We start from the raw sequence: 24,842 nt of genomic DNA on the forward strand, positions 1-24,842 counted from the left end.
GCAATCTTCAAGAAGAAATGAAAGGGAAAAAAGATGTTAGCATATGTATTTTGGCATCAGCGGGCGAGTAACGTAGCGAGAGAGGAATACCAGGAGAAACTGGTCGCATTTCACCAGGTATTGCAAGAGCGGCAACCACAGGGCTTTGTGGGTTCTCTGGTCCTGGAGATGGCCCAGTTGCCGTGGATGGTGGAGGGGAGTGAAGTGTACGAAGACTGGTACCTCGTTGAGAATTCGGCGGCACTGGATCCATTGGACAATGCAGCGGTTACCGAAATCTGCCGAGAGCCGCATCATCAGGTTGCGCGCCTGGCGAACAATGGGACTGGTGGTCTGTATCGTTTGAAGGAAGGGGCAATCAATCTCACCCAGGTGTCTGAGATGCATTTCGCTACCTGGTTCAGTAAGCCCTCTGGCATGAGCTACGACAAACTGTACGAAATTCTGCATCAGAGGCAATACGATCAGCAAGGCATCTTGTGGCAGCGACAGATGACGATGGGGCCAGCACTGGAATATTGTTTACATAGCTCACAAAAAAGCCTGTTGGCAGAAGAGATCAAGGGCGTGCAGGTAGAAGTACAACCAATCTTTGCACCTGGTCGATAAGCAAGCGGGAAGGATAGTGCAAGAGATCGAAGACTCAATCCCGCATACGTGTCTCGTCTCCTACTATTCTTCCCCCAAAGTCAATCAATGTTGGCACCTTCCAGATGCATTGTGAGCCAAAGGACAACCTCTCTTACCCCCAGGCAGAAGGAAACGTTCTGCAATGGCCTTCCCGAGATCCCAGACAGGGACTCCACCACGGTTGGTAAGGAGAATGATGCTCACCTGTGCATCGAGGAAGCGAGCATGATAGGATGAGTAACAAGCTCACTCGACAGAGGGCTGGAAGGGGTCTGAACTTTGTTAATAATGAATGGGAGGGGCTATAATTTGTTTTCGAGCGTGTAGACAAAGAAAGGCATCCATAGACTTCTCTTCCCTTGCAAAAGCAGCGGCTTTGTGGTATATTTGTTCTACAGTCAAAACAAAGGAAGAAAAGCAGAAGATGGTATGTGGTTATCGGGTAGAACTTGACCTCAATAATGTGCAACAGACGCTTTGTCGCAAACATGCCGGAGCCTCTCGCTGGGCGTACAATTATGGCCTTCGTCGCAAACAGGAAGCCTACAGGGCTGGTCAGAAAACGCCTACTGCTATCGATTTGCATCGTGAGATCAATGCCCTCAAACCCTCTCTGCCGTGGATGTACGAGGTCAGTAAGTGCGCCTTCCAGGAGGGCTTGCGTGACCTGGACCAGGCCTTCAAACACTTCTTTCGCAAATGTCGCCTCAAGAAAGAGGGCAAATGGAAAGGCAAATGTGGCTACCCAAGATTCAAGAGCAAGAAGCGCGGCCTGGGTGGGGCACGCTTCACCGGAACCATTCGGGTGTCTCCTGATGCGATCCAATTGCCACGTCTCGGCCTGCTCCGACTCAAGGAACACAACTACGTGCCGATGAACGCCAAGATTGGCAGTGCCACCATCTATGAGCATAGTGGGCGCTGGTATGTCTCCATCTGCGTGCATGAGGAGCAATTGGAGCCAACGCCTGCAACCGGTGAGGTAATCGGGGTCGACCTGGGCATCAAGACGTTAGCCGTCGTCTCTGATGGAAGGACGTTTGACAATCCCAAGGCACTGAGGAAAAAAATCACTCGATTGAAACGAACATGCAGGCGGCATTCACGCAAGAAGAAAGGCTCAACCAATCGCAAAAAAGCGGCGCTTCGATTGGCAAAGATGCATGCGCGTATTGCCTATGTGCGTCAAGATGCTCTGCACAAGGCGACGAGTGCTCTCGTGGCGAGAACCAAGCCCGATGATGAGCGCCCGGCTGCTATAGTGTTGGAAGATCTCAACATTTCAGGCATGCTCAAAAATCGCAAGTTGAGTCGAGCGATAGCCGATGTGGGCATGTACGAGTTTAAACAGCAGATTGAGTACAAGGCGGCCTATGCGGGCGTGCGGGTTGTTATCGTGTCACGCTGGGAGCCATCGTCGAAGATCTGTAGCTGCTGTGGCACAGTGCGCGAAACGCTTGGACTCAATGAACGTGTGTTTGTGTGCGAGGATTGCGGCTATGTTACGGATCGAGACTATAACGCCGCAAAAAACCTCGCACGACTAACATAATGCGCAAACTACGGTGAGTTACACCGGAAGTCAACGCCTGTGGACATCATGTCAGACTTGAGACATCAAGCAGTGGTGGATGAAGCAGGAACCGAACACGAGATGTGGCTTGTCCATATTTGGGTAAGTTTCGGATAACGGAAAATGGTTCCCCTCCCATTCATCAGAAAATACACTTCAGCGAGAAGTTTGCTCCTGAGAAGTATTATTTGATTAAGGTTGCTTTGAGGTTAATGGGTGTGGCCGCGAGCGCTTTGGATACAGGGCAATTTTCCTTGGCATCCTGCGCAAGTTTCTGGAAGGTCTCTTCGTCTATGCCTGGCACAACGGCATCGGTCTCCAGGTCAATAGGGTTGATGGCGAATCCGCTGGGCACCTGATTGAAGTGTACGCGCGCGGTTGTGTGCACTCTCGTTGGCGTGAAGCCAGCACTTGCGAGCGCATTCGACAGCGCCATCGAGTAACAGCCGGCGTGCGCTGCGCCAATGAGTTCCTCAGGATTGGTGCCGACAGTCTCATCGCCCATGCGTGATTTAAACGAATAGCTGCCCTCGAAGGCTCCACTCCCCACACGCATGGTCCCCTTACCCTGCCGAAGATCCCCTTGCCATTCGGCGTCTGCTGTACGTGTTGGCATAATTACGTCTCCTTTATGACTCTCATCAATTAGCTTCAACAATGAAGTGGTCCTTTTCATTGGACCTTATTTCCTCATCAAAGGAACATGGGCATATCGTAATTCCGAAGCAAGTTAATGTGTACATGCCAGGATGAAATGGCTCTCGCCTATTCGATACTGGCGTACAGGGGCGTCTTGCTAGTATCAAGCCAATCTCTGATATTGTCCTTCTCCTGCAGCTATTATAGCACTTTCTCATGCATAGACTTAAGAAAATGCTCCCTTGATACTGAAGGGTAATACGCATCAAGTTAAGGGATTGCGAAGGGAAAAAAGGCGTTTTTCAGACCACTGGCGGCCCGCTGCTCATGCAGGTGCGAGAGGATGTGCTTCTGAAGGGCGCACCTACCTTTCGCACCTGCTGAGCGGCTGCATTGGCCAGTTGATACGCCCCACGTCCGGCCGGAGAAAAAGGTAGGTGCGCCCTTCAGAAGCACTAGCTTTTTCTCCGGCCGGACGTGGGAGGCAAGCACCTACTCCTTAGCTTGATGCGTATTCCCTCTTGATACTGAAGGGTAGATAGTTTCCGTGCCAATGCATTAGGTTGTGATATTTGGCTCATCCTCCAATAGTAGACCTTGTTTCTGGGCCAGAGCGATAACTTCCGCGCGTGATTGTACGCCCAGTTTGCCATAAATGCTGGTAAGATAGGCCTCGACCGTTTTAACAGAAATAGCGAGCCGCTGGGCAATCTCACTGTTGCGTGTGCCCTGGATAATCAGGCGTAACACTGCGAGCTCGCGATTAGTCAGTTGTTCTACTGGTGTGAGAGCATGGGCTTCATACTCCTCCAGCACCTCGCGTACTTCCGGGTCCAATGTTCTTTTATTCTCTGCTACATCTAGAACAGCCTGGCGGATATCACTGCTGCGGGCACTTTTGAGCCAGTAGCCCTTCACTCCCAACTTTAACATCGTCTGGACATAGGTACTCTGCTCATAGGCAGTGAGCACCAGGATCGCTGGCGGCTTCTCATGTGCTAGCATTAAGCGCGCGACACTGAAGCCATTCATTCCTTTCATGGAAATATCCAGGATTACCACATCAGGCATGTATTGTTGGCACAAGGCGAGAGCTTGCGCACCATCACCTGCCTCGCCGACCACAGAGAACCCTGGGTCCTCCTCTAATAACCGCCTTGTGCCTTCGCGCATCATTGGGTGATCATCAACGAGCAAGATACTAATGTTTTCTTTCATGGTCGTTTTCCTTTTACGCTCTTTCAAGAGAGGTGAAGGCATCATCTCTCTGGGAGAGCGTTTCGAGAATACTTTGTGATCTATATGTTGCACGAACAATGACGCCACGTCCAGGTTGTGTGCGTAGCTGTAACTGACCTCCTACCGCGATCATACGCTCGTGCATACCTATCAGACCTAGCTGCTCATGCTCAGGTTTGCCTTTGAGAAAACCACGTCCATTATCATAGATGAGTAATGAGGTACCTCCCATCGGGGTGGAGCGTAAGCGCAGCATCACGCGGCTGGCTTGTGCATGTTTGGTCACGTTGGAAAACGCTTCTTGCGCAATACGATAGAAGGCTAATTCAACCTCGGATGGCAGGCGGGTGTTGTCTGTTCTGGTACAGAACACGGTAATTTGCAGGAATTTGGTACGTTGCTCTGTCTGCTGAGCTAGCCAGCGTAAGGCCTCTTCTAACCCTAAATCATCGAGCAGCGGAGGGCGCAGTTCCAAACAGGTTCGGCGCAGGCTGCTCACCAGCGAGCGTGCAAGCGGCAAAGGGGCGGCAACGTCGTTCGTGATGCTCGCATCTGATAACTGTCGCACCAGGAGCAGCGCCTGTTGTAGTACCTCGTCGTGCAGTTCTAGAGCCAGGTGTCGTCGTTCATCCTCTTGCGCTGAGATGACACGCCGATTCAACGCGGTGAGCTGACGCGCGTTCGCCTGGGTCTGTTCCAGGTAACGGCTGTTCACTTCCAGCACGGAAAGCTGGGCTGCCAGTGTCGCCAGGAAGCTTTTATCCTGACGGCTATATGGCTCATAGTTTTGCTTTGGCCCCAGGCAAAGGAAACCATTGAGTGTATCACCGTCAGAGAGTGCTAACAGGAGCACGCCATCGAGTAGAAGCGGTTCATCTGAGTGTGGCCTGATATGCGTGAGTGCCAGGTTCGCAATGGCTGCCAATCGCTCACCAGCCAGGAAAGGAGGCTCTGTATTGAGATAGATGTGCCATGGTAGTACAAGGTATTTGTGGTCAGCACTGGTCGTCGCATGGCCCTGCGTGCGTACCAGCAAGGCAACACCGGTGGCGTTTAGTAGCCTTGCCAGGCGTGGCAGAATAAACGCGCAAATCTGGTCAAAATGTTGTAAACGTGTGAGTTCAGCACTCAACTCGCGTAGCGAGCGATTATATTCATAAAAATCATGATAGAAAACCTGGTCGCCGAGATTGCGGATGGCATGCCAGGCCTGGGGAAAGAGACAGAGATTGACAATCAATAAGCCAGCATAACAGTAGTCTTGTACGATCTGTGACGCGATGCTGTTTTGGATGGTTTCGATAAGCATAATGGTCGGAACAAGAAAGAAGCAAGCCAGCATGAGCCACATCAGGACCCGCATCACCTGGCGACTGAGCAGGCTGGTCAGACCCAAAAACTGATGACGGATCAGTGAGTAGCCGCAGAGAATGGGCAACAACATGAGGGGGGCAGGAAGCAGGTGGGTAAAACTATTGAGTACGAATGAATTGGGAATGATCACATTATGCCTCAGTGCTTGCGCGAGCAAGAAAAAGGCAACGCCAGCAATCATTAACCGGCTGATTTGCTTTTCAGAGGAACTGAGATGGCGTAGTCCCCAGAACATGATCCCGCCAATAATCAGGACGCAGATTCCGGCGTATATCCCGATAATAAGCGCAGCCATTGAACGCGCCCAGGGGAGAAACAGGATGATGGGTAAATCGCAGGCAATGAGAACGAGGCCAATGATCAGGGGCGTATATGGTAAGAGGGACAGCATTCGATATTTCTGTCCAGGTGGGATGCGAGGCAGCAAACAAACAAAGGTAGCTGCCATGCCCCATGTCATCGACCCCAGAATATAGAAGACAATATTCGTCCAGAGTTGACTTTTGGCATTCATCAGGAAGAAGAGATAGGAGGCACAGTAGAACAGGCCGTATGCCATACGCGCTGCTGGCCGGTCAGTGGCCCGAAGATAGATGGTAATCCCGGTCAGGCTAAAGATGATGGCCATAAAGCAGGACACGATGAGTGATGAAAGGGGATACGTAGAGATAGCTGCGTTGAGGTGAAGGACGATGTTGTGGCCAATGACCTGGACATAGATGGATGATGCCGTTGGCTGGCAATGCACCAGTGTCCCAGCCTCGGAATGATCAACAGAGAACGGTGCACTGATCGCGTGCACAAGCATCCCTGGCTCAATGCCATTGATCCAGGCATCGGTAAACATTGAGACATGTACAATACGGCAGACATCGGAGCGCCCCGCAACCGGGACAAGCGTGATATCAGATTGAGTTGGTTGAAATGAACTGGTATACGCCAGTATAATCACAAACACCTGAATGGTCAGACCGCACAGAATCACCAGCCAGCGATGCGTGAGGAAATAAGAGATTTTTGCTTTATCCATGCGATGTCCCTGCTTCTGAAGTTCTGAGTAACCGTTGCCTACAGTATTGTAACGGATTTGAGCGAGGAAAACATTAGGGGTTTCCCTGTAGACAGGTGCTCCTTGGTGCCGTTAAGCTGACGAAAGTACAACCATTGTAAGATTCTATAAATTTTATCAGGAGAGCACTATGTCTTCTCTTTCTCGCTTAAGTCTTGCCAATCGCAGCATCGCGGCATTGGTAACGATAGCGGTGATACTGGTTGGAGCGTTTGTCATTCCATCGCTCAAGCAGGAACTCATGCCATCGTTGTCCTTTCCCGCGATTTCTATCGTCACGGTCTATCCTGGCGCTTCACCCCAGAGTGTGGAGCAAGAGGTCACTAATCCACTTGAAAAGAGTATTCAGGGAGTGCAAGGACTCCAACAAATAACATCTTATTCCAGTGAGGGTGTCTCTCAAATTATTGTGCAATATGACTATAGTGTCGATCTGGATAAAGCCAATCAAACGTTGACGCAATTGGTGAATAAGGCCCAGACAAGCCTTCCTTCAAGTGTGGCACCCCAGGTCAACACATTTAACATTGCGGATCAACCGATTATTCGCCTGGCTGTCTCCTCTTCCAGTAATCAGCAAGATCTAGCTGTGAAGCTGGACCAGGACGTCACGCCCGTTCTGGAGGGCCTGAATGGCGTAGGCCAGGTTCAGGTAACCGGCGTGCGCGCTCAGATCGTCCAGATTACGCTTGATCTCAAGAAACTCCAGGCGAAGGGATTGAGCACAAGCCAGGTGCAGAGCATCTTGCAGGCCAACAATACGACGATCTCGGTCGGTGAAGTGAAAGACAATGGGCAGACCGTTGCTGTACGTGTCAATAACGCTGTCACAACGCTAGATGACCTGAAAAACCTTGTTGTGAGCGGGGGAAGCAGCACCTCCCAACAAGCATCGTCATCCATGCCGGGTGGTCAGAAACTTCCTCCTGGGATGACTTTACCCACAACGACAACCCAGTCTACCCCCTCGCAGCCAGTCAAACTTGAGGATGTGGCGACTGTCGAGCAAGTGTTGTCTCCCTCCACTACGCTGACGCGTACCAATGGAAAAGATAGCCTGGGAATCTCTATTACAAAAAACTCGAATGCTAATACCGTCTCTGTTTCCCAGGAGGTGAAGAACAAACTGTCAGAGCTAGAACAAAAGCTCGGCTCAGGGGCAACGATTACGGTCATTGCCGATCAGGCCCCATCGATCCAGGCCTCAGTGAATGACCTGGTCAGAGAAGGGGCCATTGGGGCTGGATTCGCGATTCTCACCATTTTGCTCTTCCTGCTTTCAATCCGTTCTACACTCGTGACCGCCATTTCTATCCCTGTTTCTATCATCATTGCTCTGATTGGACTGTGGGTGGGTGGTTTTTCACTTAATATCCTGACGTTGGGTGGTCTGACCATTGCTATTGGGCGTGTGGTTGACGACTCCATCGTTGTGCTGGAGAACATCTATCGCCATCTGCACTCCGGTGAAGAGAAGCGCACTGCGGTTCTCAATGGCGTACGCGAGGTCGCAGGCGCCATCACAGCGTCAACACTCACGACGGTTGCCGTCTTCTTGCCGATTGCCTTCACCACCGGCCTAGTTGGAGAGTTCTTCCAGCCCTTCTCAGTAGCTGTTACCATCGCGCTTCTGGCCTCTCTATTGATCGCACTGACCATTATTCCTGTACTGGCCTACTGGTTCCTCAAAACACCCAAACGCGCACAGCACACGGATAGCCACGAAAAGGTTGGTATTCTAGAAAAAGTCTATGTGCCAATGATCCGCTGGGTCACACACTATCGGGTCGTAACCCTGATTATTGCGCTGGCCCTTCTGGTCTCGGCTGGCTGGGGTGCCACCAAGCTGGATACCAATCTGATTGGGAACTCTAGCTCGAATAGTTTCACCATTAGCCAGCAATTACCAGCCACCGCTGATCTGGATACCACAAACAAAGCAGCTCAAGAAGTAGAAGCGATCCTGAAAAACATTCAGGGTATCAAGAACTATCAGGTTACCATTGGATCTGGTGGTAGTGGTGGTGGTGGTAGATTCTTCGGATCGTCGGGCGGGAGTACGAATACCGCTACCTTTGCCGTGACCACGAATGATGGTGTTGATCAAACGACGGTGCAACAACAAGTCAGCGATCAAATAAAAACGCTGAGTAATGCCGGCACTATTACGGTTGCGGGTTCCCAGTCTTCGGGCAGTAGTTCTACGTTATCGATCAATGTACAGGCCTCCGATGAGGGAACGCTGAATCAGGCTACGCAAGAGGTGCTTGATTCCGTTACGCAAACCCCCAACTTGAAAGATGTGACCAGTTCACTGGTCAATGCTGCACCATTAATCGATATCCATGTGGATGGAGAGAAGGCGCTCAAGTATGGGTTAACGCCTTCACAGGTTGGACAAGTACTGCGCACTATATACAATGGCACAACTGTCACCAATGTGACGCTGAATGGGAAGACGCAGGAAGTTGACCTCAAGTTTGGAGACCCGGCAACGACCGTTGAGGGAATGAAGGACATGCTCATCCCTTCAACGACTGGTACTGTGCGCCTGGGAGACCTGGCTACTGTGACGCAAGTCAACGGTCCAACTCAGATTACACATGTTAGCGGTTCCCGAACCGCTACGATCAGCGCAACCGTAACGAGCCAGAATGTTGGAGCGGTCAGTGCGAATGTACAAAGCCGCTTGAAAGCGCTTAGCCTGCCAGCAGGAGCATCATTCTCGTTGGGTGGTGTTTCGTCAATGCAGAGTCAAGCTTTCCAGAGCCTCGGCCTGGCCCTGCTGATCGCTATTCTGCTCGTCTACGTCGTTATGGTTGCAACGTTCCGCAGCCTCCTCCAGCCATTACTGCTTCTGGTTTCGATTCCGCTGGCGGGTACAGGATCGGTCGCGCTATTGCTCATCACCCATACCGCGCTTGGTCTACCAGCGCTGATCGGTATGCTGATGCTGATTGGCATTGTGGTAACGAACGCTATTGTACTCCTTGACCTGGTGAATCAATATCGCAAGAAGGGCCTGGACGCACGTACGGCAGTCATCGAGGGCGGAAGGCGTCGCCTGCGCCCCATTCTGATGACAGCAGTAGCAACCATCCTGGCGCTGATTCCGATGGCGTTGGGCGTGAGCGGTTCAAGCGCGTTCCTTTCGGGTCCATTGGCAATTGTCGTGATTGGCGGTCTGACCTCATCGACCTTCCTGACACTGTTGGTCGTGCCCACCCTCTATACCATTGTAGAGGATATTCGTGGACGCTCAGGCTCATTGCCTTCCCAGGAGGAACTCCCGCCAGTTCCAGAGCCTCAGTCACAAATGGTCTAGTATGAGGTGCATACGTGGTTCTCTTTCAAGAGAACCACGTATACCCAAGAAATAGAGGCTTACTCTGCACGGCGAATGCCCGACGAGTAAGCCTCTATTAGGGTTCTGTGGAATTCTTGTGCTATTCTAGATGAATAAAAACATTAAAGGCGGACTGACTGTGGATGAAAACCCTATCACACACGGACAGGTTAGAGGCTTCTCACTCGACGAACCTGGCGGAACTGAGCAATCAGGCACAGCAAATAAGCAGACAATTCCAGATGCTCCCCACCAGCAACGATCTCGACCGGATGCAATCTGCTTTACAGCAGTTTCAGGTGCTCGAGGGCGCAGTGCGGACCATCATCGATCAAGCCGAAGCTATTCAAAAGCACCTGAATGCCAGTGTCAACAGCTTTCTTGATACGCTACTACGCGCCACGACAGAAGAGCCTGAACAGGTTGGTCAGCTTCTTGCCAATATTGAAAATGCACCTTCGGAAAGCAAGCAAGCTGCATTGTATGACCTTCTGGGATATGTTTCGCCTGAAGCCGCAGCTATCTACGTGCGCCATCCTGAACTGATACATCTATCCTATGATCGAGTGCAGGCTAAACTGGCTCAGCCCCATCTGCCTACCTTTTACACCTTAATGGCCAATCAGATTCCCAGTCCACACGATCCAATTTACTCGCTTTTCAAAGTTCTGGGTGCCTGGCTAGATGTTGGTCGTGACCAGGATCAGCCAGACTTTGAACATCTTGAGTCCCGCGTCTGGAAGATCTTCACGCTTAATGAGGCCGCCCTGAAGCTGGGTTCCTATCGTCCAGACGACCGCCTACGCCCCACCATGCAGCCTCATCTGCAAGCCTCGAAAGAGGCATTATTCCAACATTTGTTGGCTGGTGATGCAGCTTCACTTACGCATCTTCACGAGTTGCGCCGGACGCACACCCTCCAGCGATTGAAAGAGGAATTGGGCGCCGATGGTGACTATCCCAGCGTACTAACCGAGTTCGAATATATCGAGATGGAACGCCTGGACCGGCTCAAGATCACACTCTATAGTGTTAAGCATCCCGATTTTGAGCAGTTGCTCATGAGAGAGGCTGAGATTGAGCGCCCGGTACAGACAGGTGATGAGCTGATGTATGTGATTGGCCGCGATAGAGCTACAGGTGAGGCCAGATTAGTCTTTCATCCTCGCTGGCTTGCTGGAGAGCAAGTCACGCATTATATGTTGCTGGCGCTGATGGGCAATCTTGCAGGCCTTTTTGCAGGCACCTGTCGCCTGAGGCGTACCGACTGCTTTGCTTTCTATTGTGAACAGATGGACTCGCAACAGCGCACGCAAGTACTACAGCAGGAACAGCTGTTTCGTGAGCTGTTTTCCAAGCCCCCCTTCTCGACTCTGGTAGAGCAACATCACCCCTATACGCTGATCTACGTCGACGATGCGACCGGTCACCTACACTCCGATGAGAAGAACCGCCAGTTAGCCCTGGACGTTTTTAAGGAGAATGGTATTTATGTACCTGCACACGCGATGCACTGGGAAGAGTGGAAAAAACCAGTGCTCTGGTAATGAATCGCACCCCGTAATGGCGTAATGAATTCTGGTTTGACTGGATAGGGCTTTAGTCCGCCGCAAGCCATAGTTCTTGAGACCGTGGTGAGGCGTGTTATTAGGCTTTAGCCCTTGTACAAGAGGGTGCTCTATAGAACGTATGTTTGACAATTTTACATCAGTCTGGTATTCTCGAAGAGAGATACCATATATTTTTGCGAGAGGAGGTACTACATGGCAAAAGCCACGAAAACCATCAGGCAGGCGTTACGCTATCCACCGCAGTATGCTGCCTACTTCGCGGCAAACCAGGTCCTCTTCAATCGCGTCGTGGCCTTTTATTTTGAAGTCATCCAGGCACACGAAGGTCTTCTTGCCCTCAACAATAAGGAGGCCCTCACGGCCCTGGAGAAACTCACGCATACAACGGAGTCCAACCCCCATCCGATCATGCCACTCACCGATCTCGCGCCAGATATCCCTGCGATGTTCCGACGCGCTGCTATCAATGCCGCGCTCGGCTCGGCTCGCTCCTTCTTCTCCTCTCTCAAAACATGGCGATCACGTAAGCAGAAACACGAAGCCAAACAAACGAAGAAGGGCAAGAGTCGGCCGTTCAGGGTGCGGCCACCAGTCCCGCCCCGATCATGGAATAAGTCAGCTCCCTTCTACGCAAGCCTTTGGCGCGAGCGTTGTACCCGTTCTATCATGCTCAAAGTCTGGACCGGCTCATGCTGGTCCTGGCTCAAAATACACACGCTCGGTCGCGATCTCCCTGATGGTAATCTGATGGGTAGTCCGCAACTCGTCCGCAAGGGAGATCGCTGGTGGTTGCATACCCCTATCGAAAAGACCTTCGAGGCGCCCGCAAAAGTCAGAGAGCAACTTACCGCCGCCCAGACACGTCTCTGCGCGGTGGATCTCAATCTTGATCATCACGTAGCCGTGTGCAGCGTCCAGACCGTTGACGGCACCATCCTGGCTACTTCCTTCATTGGGAATGGCACAGCGGTATCGGGCTGTAGGAAGAAACTGCTTGGACGTATTGCGCGCAACCGATCTCAGACTGGCATCATCGCCGAGAACGAACAGGACAATGCCGACCTCTGGGCCAAAATCAGGCACGTGGACGAACAGATCGCGCACCTGGTGAGCAGCTGCATTGTCCAGTTCGCCACCAAGCACGAGGCGAGTATTCTCGTCTTCGAGCATCTAGGCAACCTGCGACCAGAGCAGGGCACGTATTCGCGTCGGGGCAATACGAAACGGGCCTACTGGATGAAGGGCCGCATTTTCCGCTACGCAAAGTACAAGGCGTGGAATGGAGGCGGTATCATCACGGCCCGTATGAATCCGCGCAATACAAGCCGGGAATGCCATCGCTGTCATGGCCTGATCGTGCGCTACAACCAGGGACAACCCCAGGAGGGCTATACTCCCGGCGCCGCCCTCTGCTTCTGCCCACAATGCCAGATGCGCGATCATGCCGACAGAAATGCCAGCCTGAGAGTCGGACAACGCTTGATCGAGCGTACGCAAGCACCTTTGAAGGAAAAGCCTCATGCTCTGACGCGACGTGCGAAGAGGGAGTCGAAAGACTCAGGTGTTGGGATCTCCCAGGATGCCAAACGCCAGTTGGGACCATCTATCCCTGCGGCAAGGCGTGGAGATCATGCCAACGGGCATGGCACCGCCCAGAGAGGAAGGCGCCGGATGGGCGCGCCTCTCCCAGATATTGCGTCCCAACTACGGATTCACTTTGAGTAGTGGCTACGCCACATATCTCACGAATCCGACTACGGCACAGTGTCAGAAGCTGCTCGGCTTTAGCCGACGCGGAGTGTCACATTTCATCTCTCCACTGCGTATACTTGGGCTAGCATTACTTCTAAGAAGGAGCAGTATGGGCAGCCCTGGCATGATGTAACAACCGGGCTATTCACCTGTGAAGAGGATAGCAAATTCATGTCGCCACAACTCACTACACGCAAAAGCGTAGGTGAGCCTCTACCCATACGTGCTTTTTGATTCAGGAAGGAATGTTACTCCATGTCTTTACCCTTGCATCTCCCGCAGGATGTGCTTGCCAGGCTCAAGTCCGATCCCACTATACCCGCTACCGTACCCACGCTTCTAGATGCCCTGCTGCTCGGCGTCCAGCAGATACTTGGGCAGAACCTTGTCGGCCTCTACCTGCGCGGCTCCCTGGCAATGGGCGATTTTGATCCCCTGGCCAGCGACGTTGACTTCTTCGCAGTCACCGAGCATCTGCTCACAGAGGCGGAGTTCACTGACCTAACCACTATGCATGATACGCTTGCAACGCTGCCCAATCCATACGCGATACACCTTGAGGGAGCCTACATTCCCCGCGTCTCGGTACGGCGTTTCACTCTAGGCGAGCGACTCCCAACGCTCTTCCGCCAGGAGCGTCTGAAGTGGTACGAGCATGACTATAACTGGGTGCTTGAACGCTGGGTCGTGCGGGAGCACGGCTTGATGCTCTGTGGTCCCGCACCGACTACGCTTATTGACCCTATATCAACCGACGAACTGCGCGAGGCAGTGCGCTTAAGGATGCCGGAATGGCTGCGCTGGGCCAACCAGCCTGATGATCCCGATTGGCAGCTCCACCTGGGACAGAAAGCCTACGTCATCCAAACCATGTGCCGTGCCCTCTGTACGCTTGCCACGGGCACGCTACCCAGCAAGCCGCAGGCCGTCGCCTGGGCGCTAGCGACCCTGCCCGAACCCTGGCACAGCACCGTCGAGCACTCGCAGGCCTGGCACAACAAGCAAACATTCGATGCGTCCCTCAATCCCGAGATACAGCGCTTCATTCGCATGGCTGTCTCACAAGCAGAAGGAGATTTGCAATGACGAAAATCCACCTGGATACCGACATTGGCGGAGATATGGACGATGTCTGCGCCCTCGCCATGCTCTTGCGCTGGCCTGACCTCGACATCACGGGCGTGACGACTGTCTCCGATGACCAGGGGCAGAGGGCAGGGTATGTCAAATATATGCTGAAGCTAGCGGGGAGAAATGATATTCCCGTGGCTGCGGGGGCCGATGTCGCTGGCGGCTATTATCGCTATATACCGGGCTATCCGCCAGAAGAGGAGAATTGGCCCGAACCCATTACGCCGCGTCCAGGTCCACTGGACGCGGCCCTGGCCCTCCTCAAGCGCAGCATTGAGCAGGGCGCGCTCATCGTTGCCATTGGTCCCTACACTAACCTGGCATTGCTCGATAAGCAATATCCAGGCATACTGCGCCAGGCCAGGCTCTTTCTCATGGGTGGCTACATCTTTGATGCGCCAGCCGCCTACCCCCAGTTTGCCAGAGAGGACGACTACAATATCCAGTTGGATATCGCCTCGGCGCGTTACGTCCTGGAGCACGCCAACCCAACGTTGATCCCGCTTACTGTCACATGCCAGACCGCCTTGAGGCGAGCGTATCTGCCCGGACTTGCCCAGGCTGGCCAGTTGGGGCAACTTATCGTGCGCCAGGCCGAGGTGTGCGCGAAATACGAGCACCATGAACAGACTCATGGACAGCACAGCCCAGGTTTGCCTAGAGATATCATCAACTTCCTACACGACCCCCTGGCCTGTGCCATCGCCCTCGGCTGGAGCCAGGGCGTCGAGCTTGAAACCATACCCCTCAAATTCGAGACAAGAGATGGCTGGCTCTACGAGCTTCCCGATAGCAATGGAAGACCCACACGCCTAATCACCAGAATTGATGGCAACGCCTTCAACGACTATTGGAATGCGACAATAACTCAGTAGCAGCGTACACAAGTAGCGGGTGGCCCGCTACTTGCGTACGCTGCTACTATTCGGGAAATTTTTCAAGGACCAGTTTACCGATCATGCTGCCTTGCTCCAGGGTGGCGTGGGCCTTGCGCAGGTTGGCAGCGTTGATGGGTGAGAGACGCTGGGTGAGGGTGGTCTTGATCTCGCCCGCGTCGACCAGGCCCGCCACGGTATCGAGGATGTGGTGTTGCTCGATCATGTCTGCGGTCTGGAAGCGGGGACGGGTGAACATGAGCTCCCAGGCGAAGGTCGCGCTCTTGCCCATCAAGGCGCCCAGATTGACCGGATTCTGGGGCTGACAATGGAACAGATCTTTCCCTGGGGGACGATGGCCTCGACCATATTGTCCCAGTGCTGGTCAAGGTTGTTGAGGCAGAAGATGTAGGGGATAGTGGGGTTGCCCAGGGCCTTCAGCTGTGGCGCGAAGGGCTGGTGATGGTCGATGGTATAGTCCGCGCCGTGCTCCTTCGCCCACTGGATGGACTCCGGACGCGAGGCCGTTCCAATCACGGTCAGGCCCGCGCGTCTGGCAAGCTGGGTCGCGATAGAACCAACACCACCCGCGGCATTGATGATGAGGATGCTCTTGCCCTGGTTCTCGGCTGGCTGCTCCGTAACGCCCAGGCGGCTGAAGAGAGCCTCCCAGGCCGTCAAGGAAGTGAGGGGGAGGGCCGCTGCCTCGGCGAAATCCAGGCTTTTGGGCTTATGCCCCACGATGCGCTCATCAATGAGATGAAACTCGCTATCGCAGCCCGGACGGGTGATATCGCCCGCGTAGTAAACCTCATCTCCGGGCTTGAAGAGCGCGCTCTCGGGTCCCACGGCCTCCACGACGCCCGCCGCGTCCCAGCCCAGGATACGCGGCGGCTCTTCTACCTTATCTTTTGGTCCACGTTTGCGCGTTTTGGTATCTACCGGGTTGACGGAGACGGCCTTGACACGTACGAGCAGATCACGCCCCTCTGGCGTTGGCCTGGGCAGTTCCAGGTCCACCAGGCTTTCAGGATCATCTATGGGTAAATAACGGTATAATCCAACGGCTTTCATCTAAGGTTTGCTCCTTTGCTTGTGTAGAGGTGATGCGTTTTTTGTAGAGTCTATGCAAGCATAGACTTACGCGACTGGGCTGAGCACACTCACCCTTTACTTACAAGGAACACGATCCAGAAGCGCAAACCGTATGCCTGTGCAAATGAGCAAAACGCCTTTACAAGCTAAGCTCTGAGGACCTCCAGGGCATTTCCTGGAAAGTCCATGTGTTGCCATCGGGATCGCTGAAGGCCGCGTACTTAATCCCCTGATCATGCTCATCAATCTCGCCTACTTCGACGCCCTGCCTCATGAGCGCTTCGCGGGCCTTTTGGACGTCCCCAACGACCAGGTGCAGACCCCTGAGTGAACCAGGCTGCATTTCAATACCATCGAGGCCGGTACTCATAACAATCGAGCAAGCCGATCCAGGTGGCGTAAGCTGGACTATTCTAACTGTATCAGTTGGCTGGATATCAAGGTCCGCGTGAAATCCCACCTTTTCCACATAGAAAGCTTTGGCGCGATCAATGTCAGTAACTGGCACCGGTACAAGCTCAAGTTTCATATCCATTATTCTCATTGATCCTTTCTGTTTGCCCCCTGGCATATGGGATTACCAGGGGGGCTGCATTCCTTTAAGTAAGAAGGTCGGGAGTCAGGCGGCCTTGAAATAGGACCGACGACCGTAGAAGATGAAAATGGCGAGCAGGCCCACCACCAGCGGGAGCAGGGCAGAGACGACATCGCCCCCCATAAGCGTTATCGCCGTAGCCCCTATCATGATGATTACTAGCCCGGAAGCAGCCAGCGGAGTCAAGAAAGGTTTGATGCGCAGGAGGAGAGGCAAGATGAGGCCAAGCGCACCAGCGACTTCAGCCACGCCGATGAACCGGATAAAGAGGCCGGGCAGCGGCACGCTCATCTGCGAGGTCATCATCTCGATTGGCATAAGTAACTTCGAACTGCCAGCAAAGAGAAAGATCAGCGCGAGCAGTGCCTGAACACTCCAGAGCGTGGTGAGCATAACCTTGTTCTGACGTTTCCCCTGGGTATTATTTTCGCTTGATACCTGAAGACTTGCGACATTGTTCATCTTGATGCTCCTTTGTTTCTCGCTATTTACTTGCCCTGTACTTGCAATTTGCAAGTACAGGTACTATACTATTCCAATACCAGGACGCAAAAGCGGAAATAGCAAATGAACCAATCGGGAGCATCTACCATGAAACATAAACATCACAGGCGTTCGGACTGCCCCATTAACTTCATCCTGGAAGTTCTTGGCGATCCCTGGTCACTGTTGATTATTCGCGATATTGTCTATTTTGGGAAGAAGACCTATACGGAATTTTTGGCGTCAGAAGAGGGGATCGCGACCAATATTCTCGCCAACCGCCTGGCGCACCTGGAGCAGCAGGAGATTCTTATCAAACGGCCTCATCCCACAAACGAACGTAAAGAGATGTATGCCTTGACGGAGAAGGGTCTGGACCTGATTCCGCTCCTGGTGGAGATGGCCAACTGGAGCGCCGAGCATGATCCCCAGACCGGCGCTCCGGCAGACTGGATCGCACTCATGAAGGCCAAACGTGAGCAGATGCTTCCCTTGATCCGCGAAACAGTGCGCCAGGGACGGGCAGTCTTCGCAGGCCCTAATAGCTTAGTCAGTCAACTCTAATAGCAGTAATGAGATGTCTTTTAGATAGAAATATGTTTAGGTGCTGGCTTGCTCGCCAGGAATGTAGCCCGCGACAGATACGAGTTGCTGAATGAGTAGAGGCGTGGGCGTAAGCATAAGTACGCGGTCACGAAGCCAGCAGGCGAATGGATGCTCCCATTGCCCTATAATCCCGATCTGGCGCGAGCGCGTGATAACCATGTTAGCTCGAGCCAGGCGCTTCTGCTGGTAGACATGGAGTGCCTCCGCAATAGATTGGGTGTGCCGTAAGGCCTGGGCGAGGACAAATGCATCTTCAAGTGCCTGGCAAGCACCCTGCCCCATATTCGGCGTCATCGCGTGCGCCGCGTCTCCGAGCAGGACCACACGCCCTTTGCTCCAATGAGATAGAGGCTTGAGATCATAAATGTCGTTGCGCAGGATCTCCTCCACAGGCGTCGCCTCGATAAGTGTTGTTATGGCTGGATGCCAGTATTTAAACATTGCCAACAACTCTTCTCTCCGTCCCTCTGGTGCCTCTGTCGCGTTCTCTGGAACATTGCGGGACGCAAACCAGTAGACCCGCTCCCTGCTCAAAGGGGCGATGCCAAAGCGCAGGCCCCGTCCCCAGAACTCTCCAATCATTTGAGGAACAGCAGCAGCGACACCACGCCAGGCCGTATAGCCTGCATAGCGCGGTATGCTCTGCGGGAAGAGCTGTTGACGGATAGATGAATGAATGCCATCGGCGCCAATTAGCAGGCAGCCTCGTACCTGTTGCCCATCTGCAAAAGAGGTGGTGATGCCATTCTCATCCTGTTCGAAGGCGACAAATCTCGCGCCTAGTTGGAGTGTATCTGGTCCCACCTTTTCACGCAACGCCGCCTGGAACTCTGCTCGATGGATCACAATGGTTGGCGCGCCCAATTTATCCTCAATCTCCGCTGGCGAGAGCGGGGCCAGGAGCTTTCCCCGAGCAGAGTAGAAGCCACTCATGGCCGTTTCAGGTAGACCAAGGTCACGCAACATCTCATCCAGGCCAAGCCTCTGTAAAACCTTCACCGCATTGGGCCAAAGTGTGAGTCCAGCTCCCACCTCTCTAATCTCCCTGGCGCGTTCAAACACGCGCACAGCAAAGCCCGCTTGCTGCAGCGCCAGCGCTGCAGCAAGCCCTCCAATGCCAGCGCCAATAATCACAATGGGCAGCTCATTATCTCTTGTTATCACGATGGTCGCCGATCCTTGTTTTGTTATCCCTCCGTGACCGATCCCAGTATCTCCAGGGTGTGAGGGTGCAAAAAATAGAGGAGCCTGGCACGCTGCTCCTGATCCATCAATCCGATTCTCAGAACACTTTCGCCCTGGTAAGTGACCTGCTCTTCCATTATGACTTGAGCGCGAGGATGTTGCTTGAGAAAGGAAACATAGGGTGCACCGGGAATGGCATCCAGGCAGGAGACGAGGCCCAATCCATCGCCGCAACTTGGGCAGTCCAGCGTTATCCAGGTGCGGGAATTGAGAAAAGGTGCTTCGAGTTGTTCTACACGCAGGCACCCGAGTTTGCCACAGGAGAGACAGCGTTTATAGCCCCTGCTTAAGGCTGTGGGCCAATCGGGTCGATGCTGCTGCATGAGCTGCTTGAAGGCGGGCCAGAAGGAAGATAAGCCCTCTTTGGTGATGAGACCTCCGCTCAGCAGAAACGCATCATCACGTAGCGTATAAGAGCACAGGGGGCAGTAGAGCTCAAGCTGTGTTCCCTGTCCCGCAATGGTCTCTAATCTTCCCTGCAAGCGGTGCTGTCCGCAGAAGTAGCACCAGATGGGCGTCTGCCTCAAGTGGGCCTGCTCCTCTTGTTCCAATACCAGGCCGAACGCTAGCGCGTCGGCGCGCAGGTTCGTATTAAAGATCTGCCATAGCTGTTTGCGCGCCCGGTGGAGCTGAATTTTCAAGGACTGCTCGCTGGTCCCCAGGCGCGCGGCGACCTCTTTTTGCGGAAGTTCTTCGAGGTAGTGTAATTCGATGCCCTTGCGCGTATGTACAGGAAGGTAGGAAAGGGCGCGATCCAGAAGGATTTGCAGGTCCTGTCGTTGGAGATCTTCAACGGGATCAAAGGCACTGGCTGGATCAGGCATCTCTACTTCCGAGCCATCTTCGCTTGTGAGCAGATGGGAGAGCAAGAGATGCGCGTTCTCTAATTGAGCATGTTTTGTCCGCTGCCAGTTCAGACATATATGCCGACAGATCCCATGCATCCAGGCCTGGAAATGGTCTGGCGAGCGCAATTGAGCCAGGTGGCTCCAGCCTTGCAAGAGGGTCTCCTGGACAACATCCTCCGCCTGAACTGGAGCGATGCCAAAGTGGATGGCCTGGCGCAATAGGCCAGGCCGAGCCTGCTGCATCAGATGCTCAAGCTGGCCCTGGATTGCCTCAAACCTACTACTCTCCACCGCTGGTTGGGCCTCTACGGTGGTCCCATAGCTACTGCTTCTCGCTGCCATATATTCCCTACTTTGCGTAATTTATATTAATAGTAACATAATAAATTTACACTTATCTATACATTGCTCACCCTAGATAACTCTCTACTGTTTCAAGCTTATAAAATCCCGAATCGCGTGTGTACTGTGTGAGCAGGGGAATGTGGCCTTGCCCGTAAATGACGAGAATGCGATCGCCAGGTTCGGTAATGCGTAACAGGTTGGCGAAGATCCTCATGTTGCGTCCATACCAGCCCTGCACCCACTCGATACCTGGATAAAATTTTCCCTCACCCAGTTGAAGAAGATGCATATACGAGCGATGATTAGCTTGTAATTGTTCAGGCTGGTTCATCCAATACAGAACCTCACCTATACTTGAAATTTTCTGCAGGTTCGCAAGGGCCTTGATGGAGGCTTTCCCTCTCTCCATGAGTCTGTGATATACCTCTGGAGCCTCCTCCTCAACGTACTTATACAACCAGCCTATGCCATACCCAATAGGTTCGTTCCAATCAATGGCATAAATACGCTCATGCTTCAGCGCGGCAGCGATCCGAAACCCCAACTGCTCGCGTTCATTATCCGCAAGAGCATAGGTACCACGCTGGTATTGCTGATAACAGTCATTGATGGTTACCTCTTTTTCGGGTACCGCCTCGATGGCGACTTCCGTGGGCCGAAAGGCTTGCAACAGGGACACACATTCCTCGATTTCTCGCTGGCGTTGCGCTGAACGTGAATCATCGGCCTGCATGTTAAAGAGATCATGATTAGGATTGCCCATATGGTAGGTGCCCAAAAGTAAAAGTGTTGATAGCGAAGTAGTTGTCATAGTCTGTTGTCCTCTTTATATTTTCCGTCTCTCCCTTCTGGTCACAGAAAAAAGCCAGCAGGTTACACAAAAAAGTGTAAAAAATCAGATTCCAGTCACTGGACAGGTATCTTCTCCCCTGTTATCCTGTAGGTGATTAAAGCCTCATCAACCACTAATGTTTTATCCCCGCCTCTAAGAGAGATGGAAGGAGCCACTCTATCAATGGATCTATCACCAGCCTTCTTTGACCTCTAGCTTCGCTTTGCTGACTCTGTTGTTGAGTAAGCCACCTCAGCTGTGCCTTTCTAACTACAGCAACTTTTGTTGCCTAACGAGGCAAGCTGTGCTATATTTGTTGGGTTACAATTGTTAGGCAACACGATATGTCCCTTCTTTATCTAGTGACAAGGAACGTCTATGCCCAGGTATGCCCATGCTCAGCTACGCTGGTCCGAGCACGACCAGACTTATGTTCTCTTCATTGGCGAGCAGGCCAGCGAACAGGCGCTCACGAGTGAGTGGCTTGAGCAAAACGCCTCCTTTGCCTTTCATAGCCGTTCGGGTATTCACTATACCGTCCGCAAGCAGCGGGTGCAACGCGGGAGCAGCTACTGGTATGCGTATCGTCGCCTGCGTGAGCGCATCGTCAAGCGCTATCTCGGTAAAACAGCGGACCTTACGTATGCGCGTTTAGAGGAAATCGCTCGCTTGCTAGAAGGGATGTCTGATGCGCATCAGCCTGCTTTAGAAGAGCCAGGTCAAGCGCCGGCTTCGTTCCAACCGGCTCCCATTGAAGCGTCTCCGCTCCTCTTATCCAAACTGTCTCCGCCGGGCCTGCATGCCTCTCTTCTCGACCGTTCACGCTTATTGGCACTGCTCGATGCTGGCTGCGAAGTTCCTCTCACGCTGCTCTCGGCGCCTGCCGGGTTTGGCAAGACAACCCTCGTCTCCCAATGGCTGGCGACACGACACGCCAGCTTGCCCTTTGGCTGGGTCTCTCTGGAGACTTCGGACAATGATCTGCTGCGCTTCTGGCGCTACCTGATTGCGGCCTGCCAGGCGTTTCAAGTAGATCTGCAAGAGGTGTACAGCATCCTGGCCTCCCTGGCTCCACAGCCGCCTTTTCTCCCCTCGTCTCTAGAAGCCATGCTAACTACCTTGCTCAACGCGCTAGCTCAATTGCCCACGCAAGGCATTCTGGTGCTGGAGGATTACCATGTGATTACCTCTCCGCTGATCCATGAAACGCTTTCCTTTTTCCTTGAGCATCTTCCAGCCACGCTCCATCTAATCATGATCACGCGTAGCGATCCGCCTTTCTCTCTGGCGCGCCTTCGCGCCCGCAATGCCTTGTATGAAATTCGCGCGACTGACCTGCGTTTCTCTCAGGAAGAGAGCGCGCTTCTGCTCCAACGCACGCTCTCTTTCTCGTTGGAGACCTCGACGATTCAGCGCCTGCATGCTCAACTAGAAGGCTGGGGGGCCGGACTCCACCTGGTAAAGCTCGCGCTTCAGCGAACAAGCACGCCCGCCGAGAGTGAGCAGGCGCTGGCTCACCTCCCCCTTGGGAATGCCTCTCTCCAGGAGTACTTTGTCTCCGAAGTGCTTGCCCTGCAAGCAGAACCAGTGCAGCAATTTCTGCTCCAGACCAGTATCCTCACCCGCCTGGCCGCTTCTCTGTGCGACGCAGTAACCGCACAAGACAACAGCCAGGATATGCTCATGCAACTGGAACACCTTGATCTGTTTCTGGAACCGCTTCACAACGAAGGGCAATGGTATCGGTACCACGCGCTTTTCGCCGAAGCCATGCGCCATGAGGCCCGGCGTCGCCTTGGTGAGGAGCAACTGCGTTATCTCTCTGCTCGCGCCTCACACTGGTATGAAACACATGGCTATCCTGGCGAGGCTATAGATGCGGCCCTGGATGCCCAGGATTACAATCGAGCCTCTAGCTTGATCGAGCGATCCATTGAGAGGCAGACCTTCCCAGGTGAGATCCAGGAGCCTCATACCCTGTATCGCTGGTTGGAGCAGCTTCCAGACGCGCATCTGGAGCAGCAACCCGTTCTCTGTTTGAGCTATGCCACAACGCTATTATTTCGGAGTCCTTCATGGCTCCCCGATACCGCAACCCAGCTCTCGATTGAGAAACTCTTGCTTAGGGCAGAACAGGGTTTCCACGTGGCAAACCAGCAAGCGAAGCTTGGAGAACTGTATGCCTTTCGCGCACTACTTGCCTTGAGGCAGGGCGACATGCCAGCCGCGACACACTATGCGAAACAGGCCCTGGATTGGTTACCTCAGCTACAAGGAAAGCCACCTATCATGCAGGGAACCTACTCTATCTGGCGTGGTTTGAGCCTGAGCATCGTGGCAGAAGAATGGATAGAAGCGGGATACTTCCCAAAGGCTCGCACTGCCTTGCTTGAATCCCAGGCTCTGTGCGCAGCCGCGGAAAATCACTATTTCCAGCGCGTCGCCATGCTCAAGCTTGCCCAGGTCTTCTTTGAGCAGGGGGAAAATCAGCAGGCTACCTCCCTGTATCGTCAGGTCCTCGCTTCAGCCAGGGAGGGCGGACCCATCTATACGCTTTGCAATGCCTTGTATGGCCTGGCGTCCCTCTGCTACGAGCACAATGAGTTGGAAAGCGCCTCTCACTATGCACAGGAGGCCATAACTGCCAGTCAATCTCAACCCCTGGTATACCACGAGGTGCGGGCAACGCTCATCCTTGCGCGTGTGCAACAGGCGCAGGGGCAGGCCGTTGTTGCCCAACAACAACTCGCGGCCCTCCTCGACAAGATACCTCTCTCCTTGCCGCTCCTCTTGCAGGAGGTCCAGACGGCCCAGGCGCGCCTGGCGCTCTCCGCTGGCGACCAGATAACCATCCATCGCTGGGCGACTGGCCGCAAGCCTCAGCACAATTTCTCACAGGCAATAGAGGAAGACCTGCTTGTTGCCCGCTGGTTGCGCAGCCAGGGCAAGCTGGAAGAGGCATCTCATCAGCTTAAGAACTTGCTTCTTGCGACGCAGGAGGCGCAACATACGCGACGCATGCTTGAGGTTCTGGTCGAGATGGTGCTGGTCGCTGCCGCAAGCAAACGCAAGACCGAAGCTCTACATCTGCTACTCGAAGTACTTGTCCAGGCTTTCGCCGGGAACGCTCAGCGCCTGTTCCTCGATGCTGGGGAGCAGATGGCGATCCTTTTACGCTCCCTCCTGCCCCATGTTCACGAGCAATCCTTGCTTGCCTATATGCGTGCCCTGCTCAGCGCCTTTCCTGCTCAACAACAAGATGGAACTCAGACGCTGGCGTCATCCCTGGTTGAGCCGCTCTCCCCGCAAGAAAAGCGCGTCTTGCGCTTGCTTGTCCAGCAGCGTTCAAACGCGGATATCGCCAATGAACTGGTTGTCTCGGTCAATACTGTTCGCACTCAGGTCCAGAGCATTTATGCCAAACTGGGCGTCCATACACGCCACGCTGCCAGCGAAGTCGCACGCGAGCTTCACCTGGTCTAATCATCCCTCTGGCTCTCCCTCTTTTCGTGACTGCGAATCATGCATGCAATCATCCTCGCGCATGAAGTCAATTCATCCATCTGAAAGCTATGATGTGCACATCAAACAAAC

17 protein-coding genes and 1 pseudogene are annotated in these 24,842 nt (G+C 53.5%); 9 read left to right on the forward strand and 9 right to left on the reverse strand.

Going from position 1 to position 24,842, the window contains the following annotated elements:
- The first annotated feature begins 33 nt into the window (after positions 1 to 33).
- Together KTE_RS40070 and KTE_RS40075 are read left to right on the forward strand one after the other, a co-directional pair.
- On the forward strand, positions 34 to 609 hold the full coding sequence (locus KTE_RS40070) for a hypothetical protein (protein WP_201391857.1): 576 nt from the start codon (positions 34 to 36) through the stop codon (positions 607 to 609).
- A 445-nt stretch (positions 610 to 1,054) separates the two neighbouring features.
- Complete coding sequence (locus tag KTE_RS40075) at positions 1,055 to 2,182, forward strand: RNA-guided endonuclease TnpB family protein (RefSeq protein ID WP_201391859.1); 1,128 nt, start codon at positions 1,055 to 1,057, stop codon at positions 2,180 to 2,182.
- A gap of 205 nt (positions 2,183 to 2,387) precedes the next feature.
- Here the strand turns inward: KTE_RS40075 and KTE_RS40080 are convergent, their stop codons facing one another.
- From KTE_RS40080 to KTE_RS40090, 3 genes are all read right to left on the reverse strand, one after another.
- A complete protein-coding gene (locus tag KTE_RS40080; protein WP_201391654.1) occupies positions 2,388 to 2,819 on the reverse strand; it encodes an OsmC family protein in 432 nt (143 codons plus the stop codon).
- A gap of 581 nt (positions 2,820 to 3,400) precedes the next feature.
- Positions 3,401 to 4,060 (reverse strand): response regulator transcription factor, encoded by a 660-nt coding sequence (locus tag KTE_RS40085; RefSeq protein WP_201391861.1) that lies wholly within the window; start codon positions 4,058 to 4,060, stop codon positions 3,401 to 3,403.
- Positions 4,061 to 4,073: 13 nt separating this feature from the next.
- A complete protein-coding gene (locus KTE_RS40090; protein ID WP_201391863.1) occupies positions 4,074 to 6,485 on the reverse strand; it encodes an ATP-binding protein in 2,412 nt (803 codons plus the stop codon).
- A 169-nt stretch (positions 6,486 to 6,654) separates the two neighbouring features.
- Between KTE_RS40090 and KTE_RS40095 the strand changes: the two genes are divergently transcribed.
- The 5 genes from KTE_RS40095 to KTE_RS40115 all read left to right on the forward strand — a co-directional run bounded on the left by KTE_RS40095 (position 6,655) and on the right by KTE_RS40115 (position 15,199).
- Positions 6,655 to 9,849, forward strand: a complete 3,195-nt coding sequence (locus tag KTE_RS40095) for an efflux RND transporter permease subunit (RefSeq protein ID WP_201391865.1) — start codon at positions 6,655 to 6,657, stop codon at positions 9,847 to 9,849.
- A 164-nt stretch (positions 9,850 to 10,013) separates the two neighbouring features.
- The gene (locus KTE_RS40100) at positions 10,014 to 11,417 is read left to right on the forward strand and encodes a hypothetical protein (protein WP_201391867.1); all 1,404 of its coding nucleotides are present in this window, start codon (positions 10,014 to 10,016) and stop codon (positions 11,415 to 11,417) included.
- Between the two features lie 216 nt (positions 11,418 to 11,633).
- Complete coding sequence (locus KTE_RS40105; RefSeq protein WP_201391870.1) at positions 11,634 to 13,166, forward strand: zinc ribbon domain-containing protein; 1,533 nt, start codon at positions 11,634 to 11,636, stop codon at positions 13,164 to 13,166.
- Between the two features lie 282 nt (positions 13,167 to 13,448).
- Positions 13,449 to 14,279, forward strand: coding sequence for an aminoglycoside adenylyltransferase domain-containing protein (locus KTE_RS40110; RefSeq protein ID WP_201391872.1), 831 nt, complete (start codon positions 13,449 to 13,451; stop codon positions 14,277 to 14,279).
- Positions 14,276 to 15,199 (forward strand): nucleoside hydrolase, encoded by a 924-nt coding sequence (locus KTE_RS40115; protein WP_201391874.1) that lies wholly within the window; start codon positions 14,276 to 14,278, stop codon positions 15,197 to 15,199. Before KTE_RS40110 ends, KTE_RS40115 begins: the two co-directional genes overlap by 4 nt.
- A 46-nt stretch (positions 15,200 to 15,245) precedes the next feature.
- Here KTE_RS40115 and KTE_RS40120 read toward each other — a convergent pair.
- From KTE_RS40120 to KTE_RS40130, 3 genes and pseudogenes are all read right to left on the reverse strand, one after another.
- A pseudogene (locus KTE_RS40120) lies at positions 15,246 to 16,273 on the reverse strand (zinc-binding alcohol dehydrogenase family protein).
- Between the two features lie 160 nt (positions 16,274 to 16,433).
- Positions 16,434 to 16,829, reverse strand: coding sequence for a VOC family protein (locus KTE_RS40125; RefSeq protein ID WP_201391876.1), 396 nt, complete (start codon positions 16,827 to 16,829; stop codon positions 16,434 to 16,436).
- A gap of 84 nt (positions 16,830 to 16,913) precedes the next feature.
- Positions 16,914 to 17,351 (reverse strand): DoxX family protein, encoded by a 438-nt coding sequence (locus tag KTE_RS40130; protein WP_201391878.1) that lies wholly within the window; start codon positions 17,349 to 17,351, stop codon positions 16,914 to 16,916.
- Between the two features lie 129 nt (positions 17,352 to 17,480).
- On the opposite strand from KTE_RS40130, the gene KTE_RS40135 reads away from it, so the two are divergent.
- On the forward strand, positions 17,481 to 17,936 hold the full coding sequence (locus KTE_RS40135; protein ID WP_201391879.1) for a helix-turn-helix domain-containing protein: 456 nt from the start codon (positions 17,481 to 17,483) through the stop codon (positions 17,934 to 17,936).
- A gap of 36 nt (positions 17,937 to 17,972) precedes the next feature.
- Here the strand turns inward: KTE_RS40135 and KTE_RS40140 are convergent, their stop codons facing one another.
- The 3 genes from KTE_RS40140 to KTE_RS40150 all read right to left on the reverse strand — a co-directional run bounded on the left by KTE_RS40140 (position 17,973) and on the right by KTE_RS40150 (position 21,227).
- The gene (locus KTE_RS40140) at positions 17,973 to 19,142 is read right to left on the reverse strand and encodes an FAD-dependent monooxygenase (protein WP_201391881.1); all 1,170 of its coding nucleotides are present in this window, start codon (positions 19,140 to 19,142) and stop codon (positions 17,973 to 17,975) included.
- A gap of 23 nt (positions 19,143 to 19,165) precedes the next feature.
- Positions 19,166 to 20,413: an RNA polymerase sigma factor gene (locus KTE_RS40145; protein WP_201391883.1), complete on the reverse strand. Its 1,248-nt coding sequence runs from the start codon at positions 20,411 to 20,413 to the stop codon at positions 19,166 to 19,168.
- Positions 20,414 to 20,480: 67 nt separating this feature from the next.
- Positions 20,481 to 21,227: a DUF5694 domain-containing protein gene (locus tag KTE_RS40150; protein WP_201391885.1), complete on the reverse strand. Its 747-nt coding sequence runs from the start codon at positions 21,225 to 21,227 to the stop codon at positions 20,481 to 20,483.
- A 399-nt stretch (positions 21,228 to 21,626) separates the two neighbouring features.
- Between KTE_RS40150 and KTE_RS40155 the strand changes: the two genes are divergently transcribed.
- Positions 21,627 to 24,731 (forward strand): LuxR C-terminal-related transcriptional regulator, encoded by a 3,105-nt coding sequence (locus KTE_RS40155; protein WP_201391888.1) that lies wholly within the window; start codon positions 21,627 to 21,629, stop codon positions 24,729 to 24,731.
- Positions 24,732 to 24,842 lie beyond the last annotated feature (111 nt).

It is taken from the genome of Ktedonobacter sp. SOSP1-85 (assembly GCF_016587415.1).
Lineage (GTDB): Bacteria > Chloroflexota > Ktedonobacteria > Ktedonobacterales > Ktedonobacteraceae > Ktedonobacter.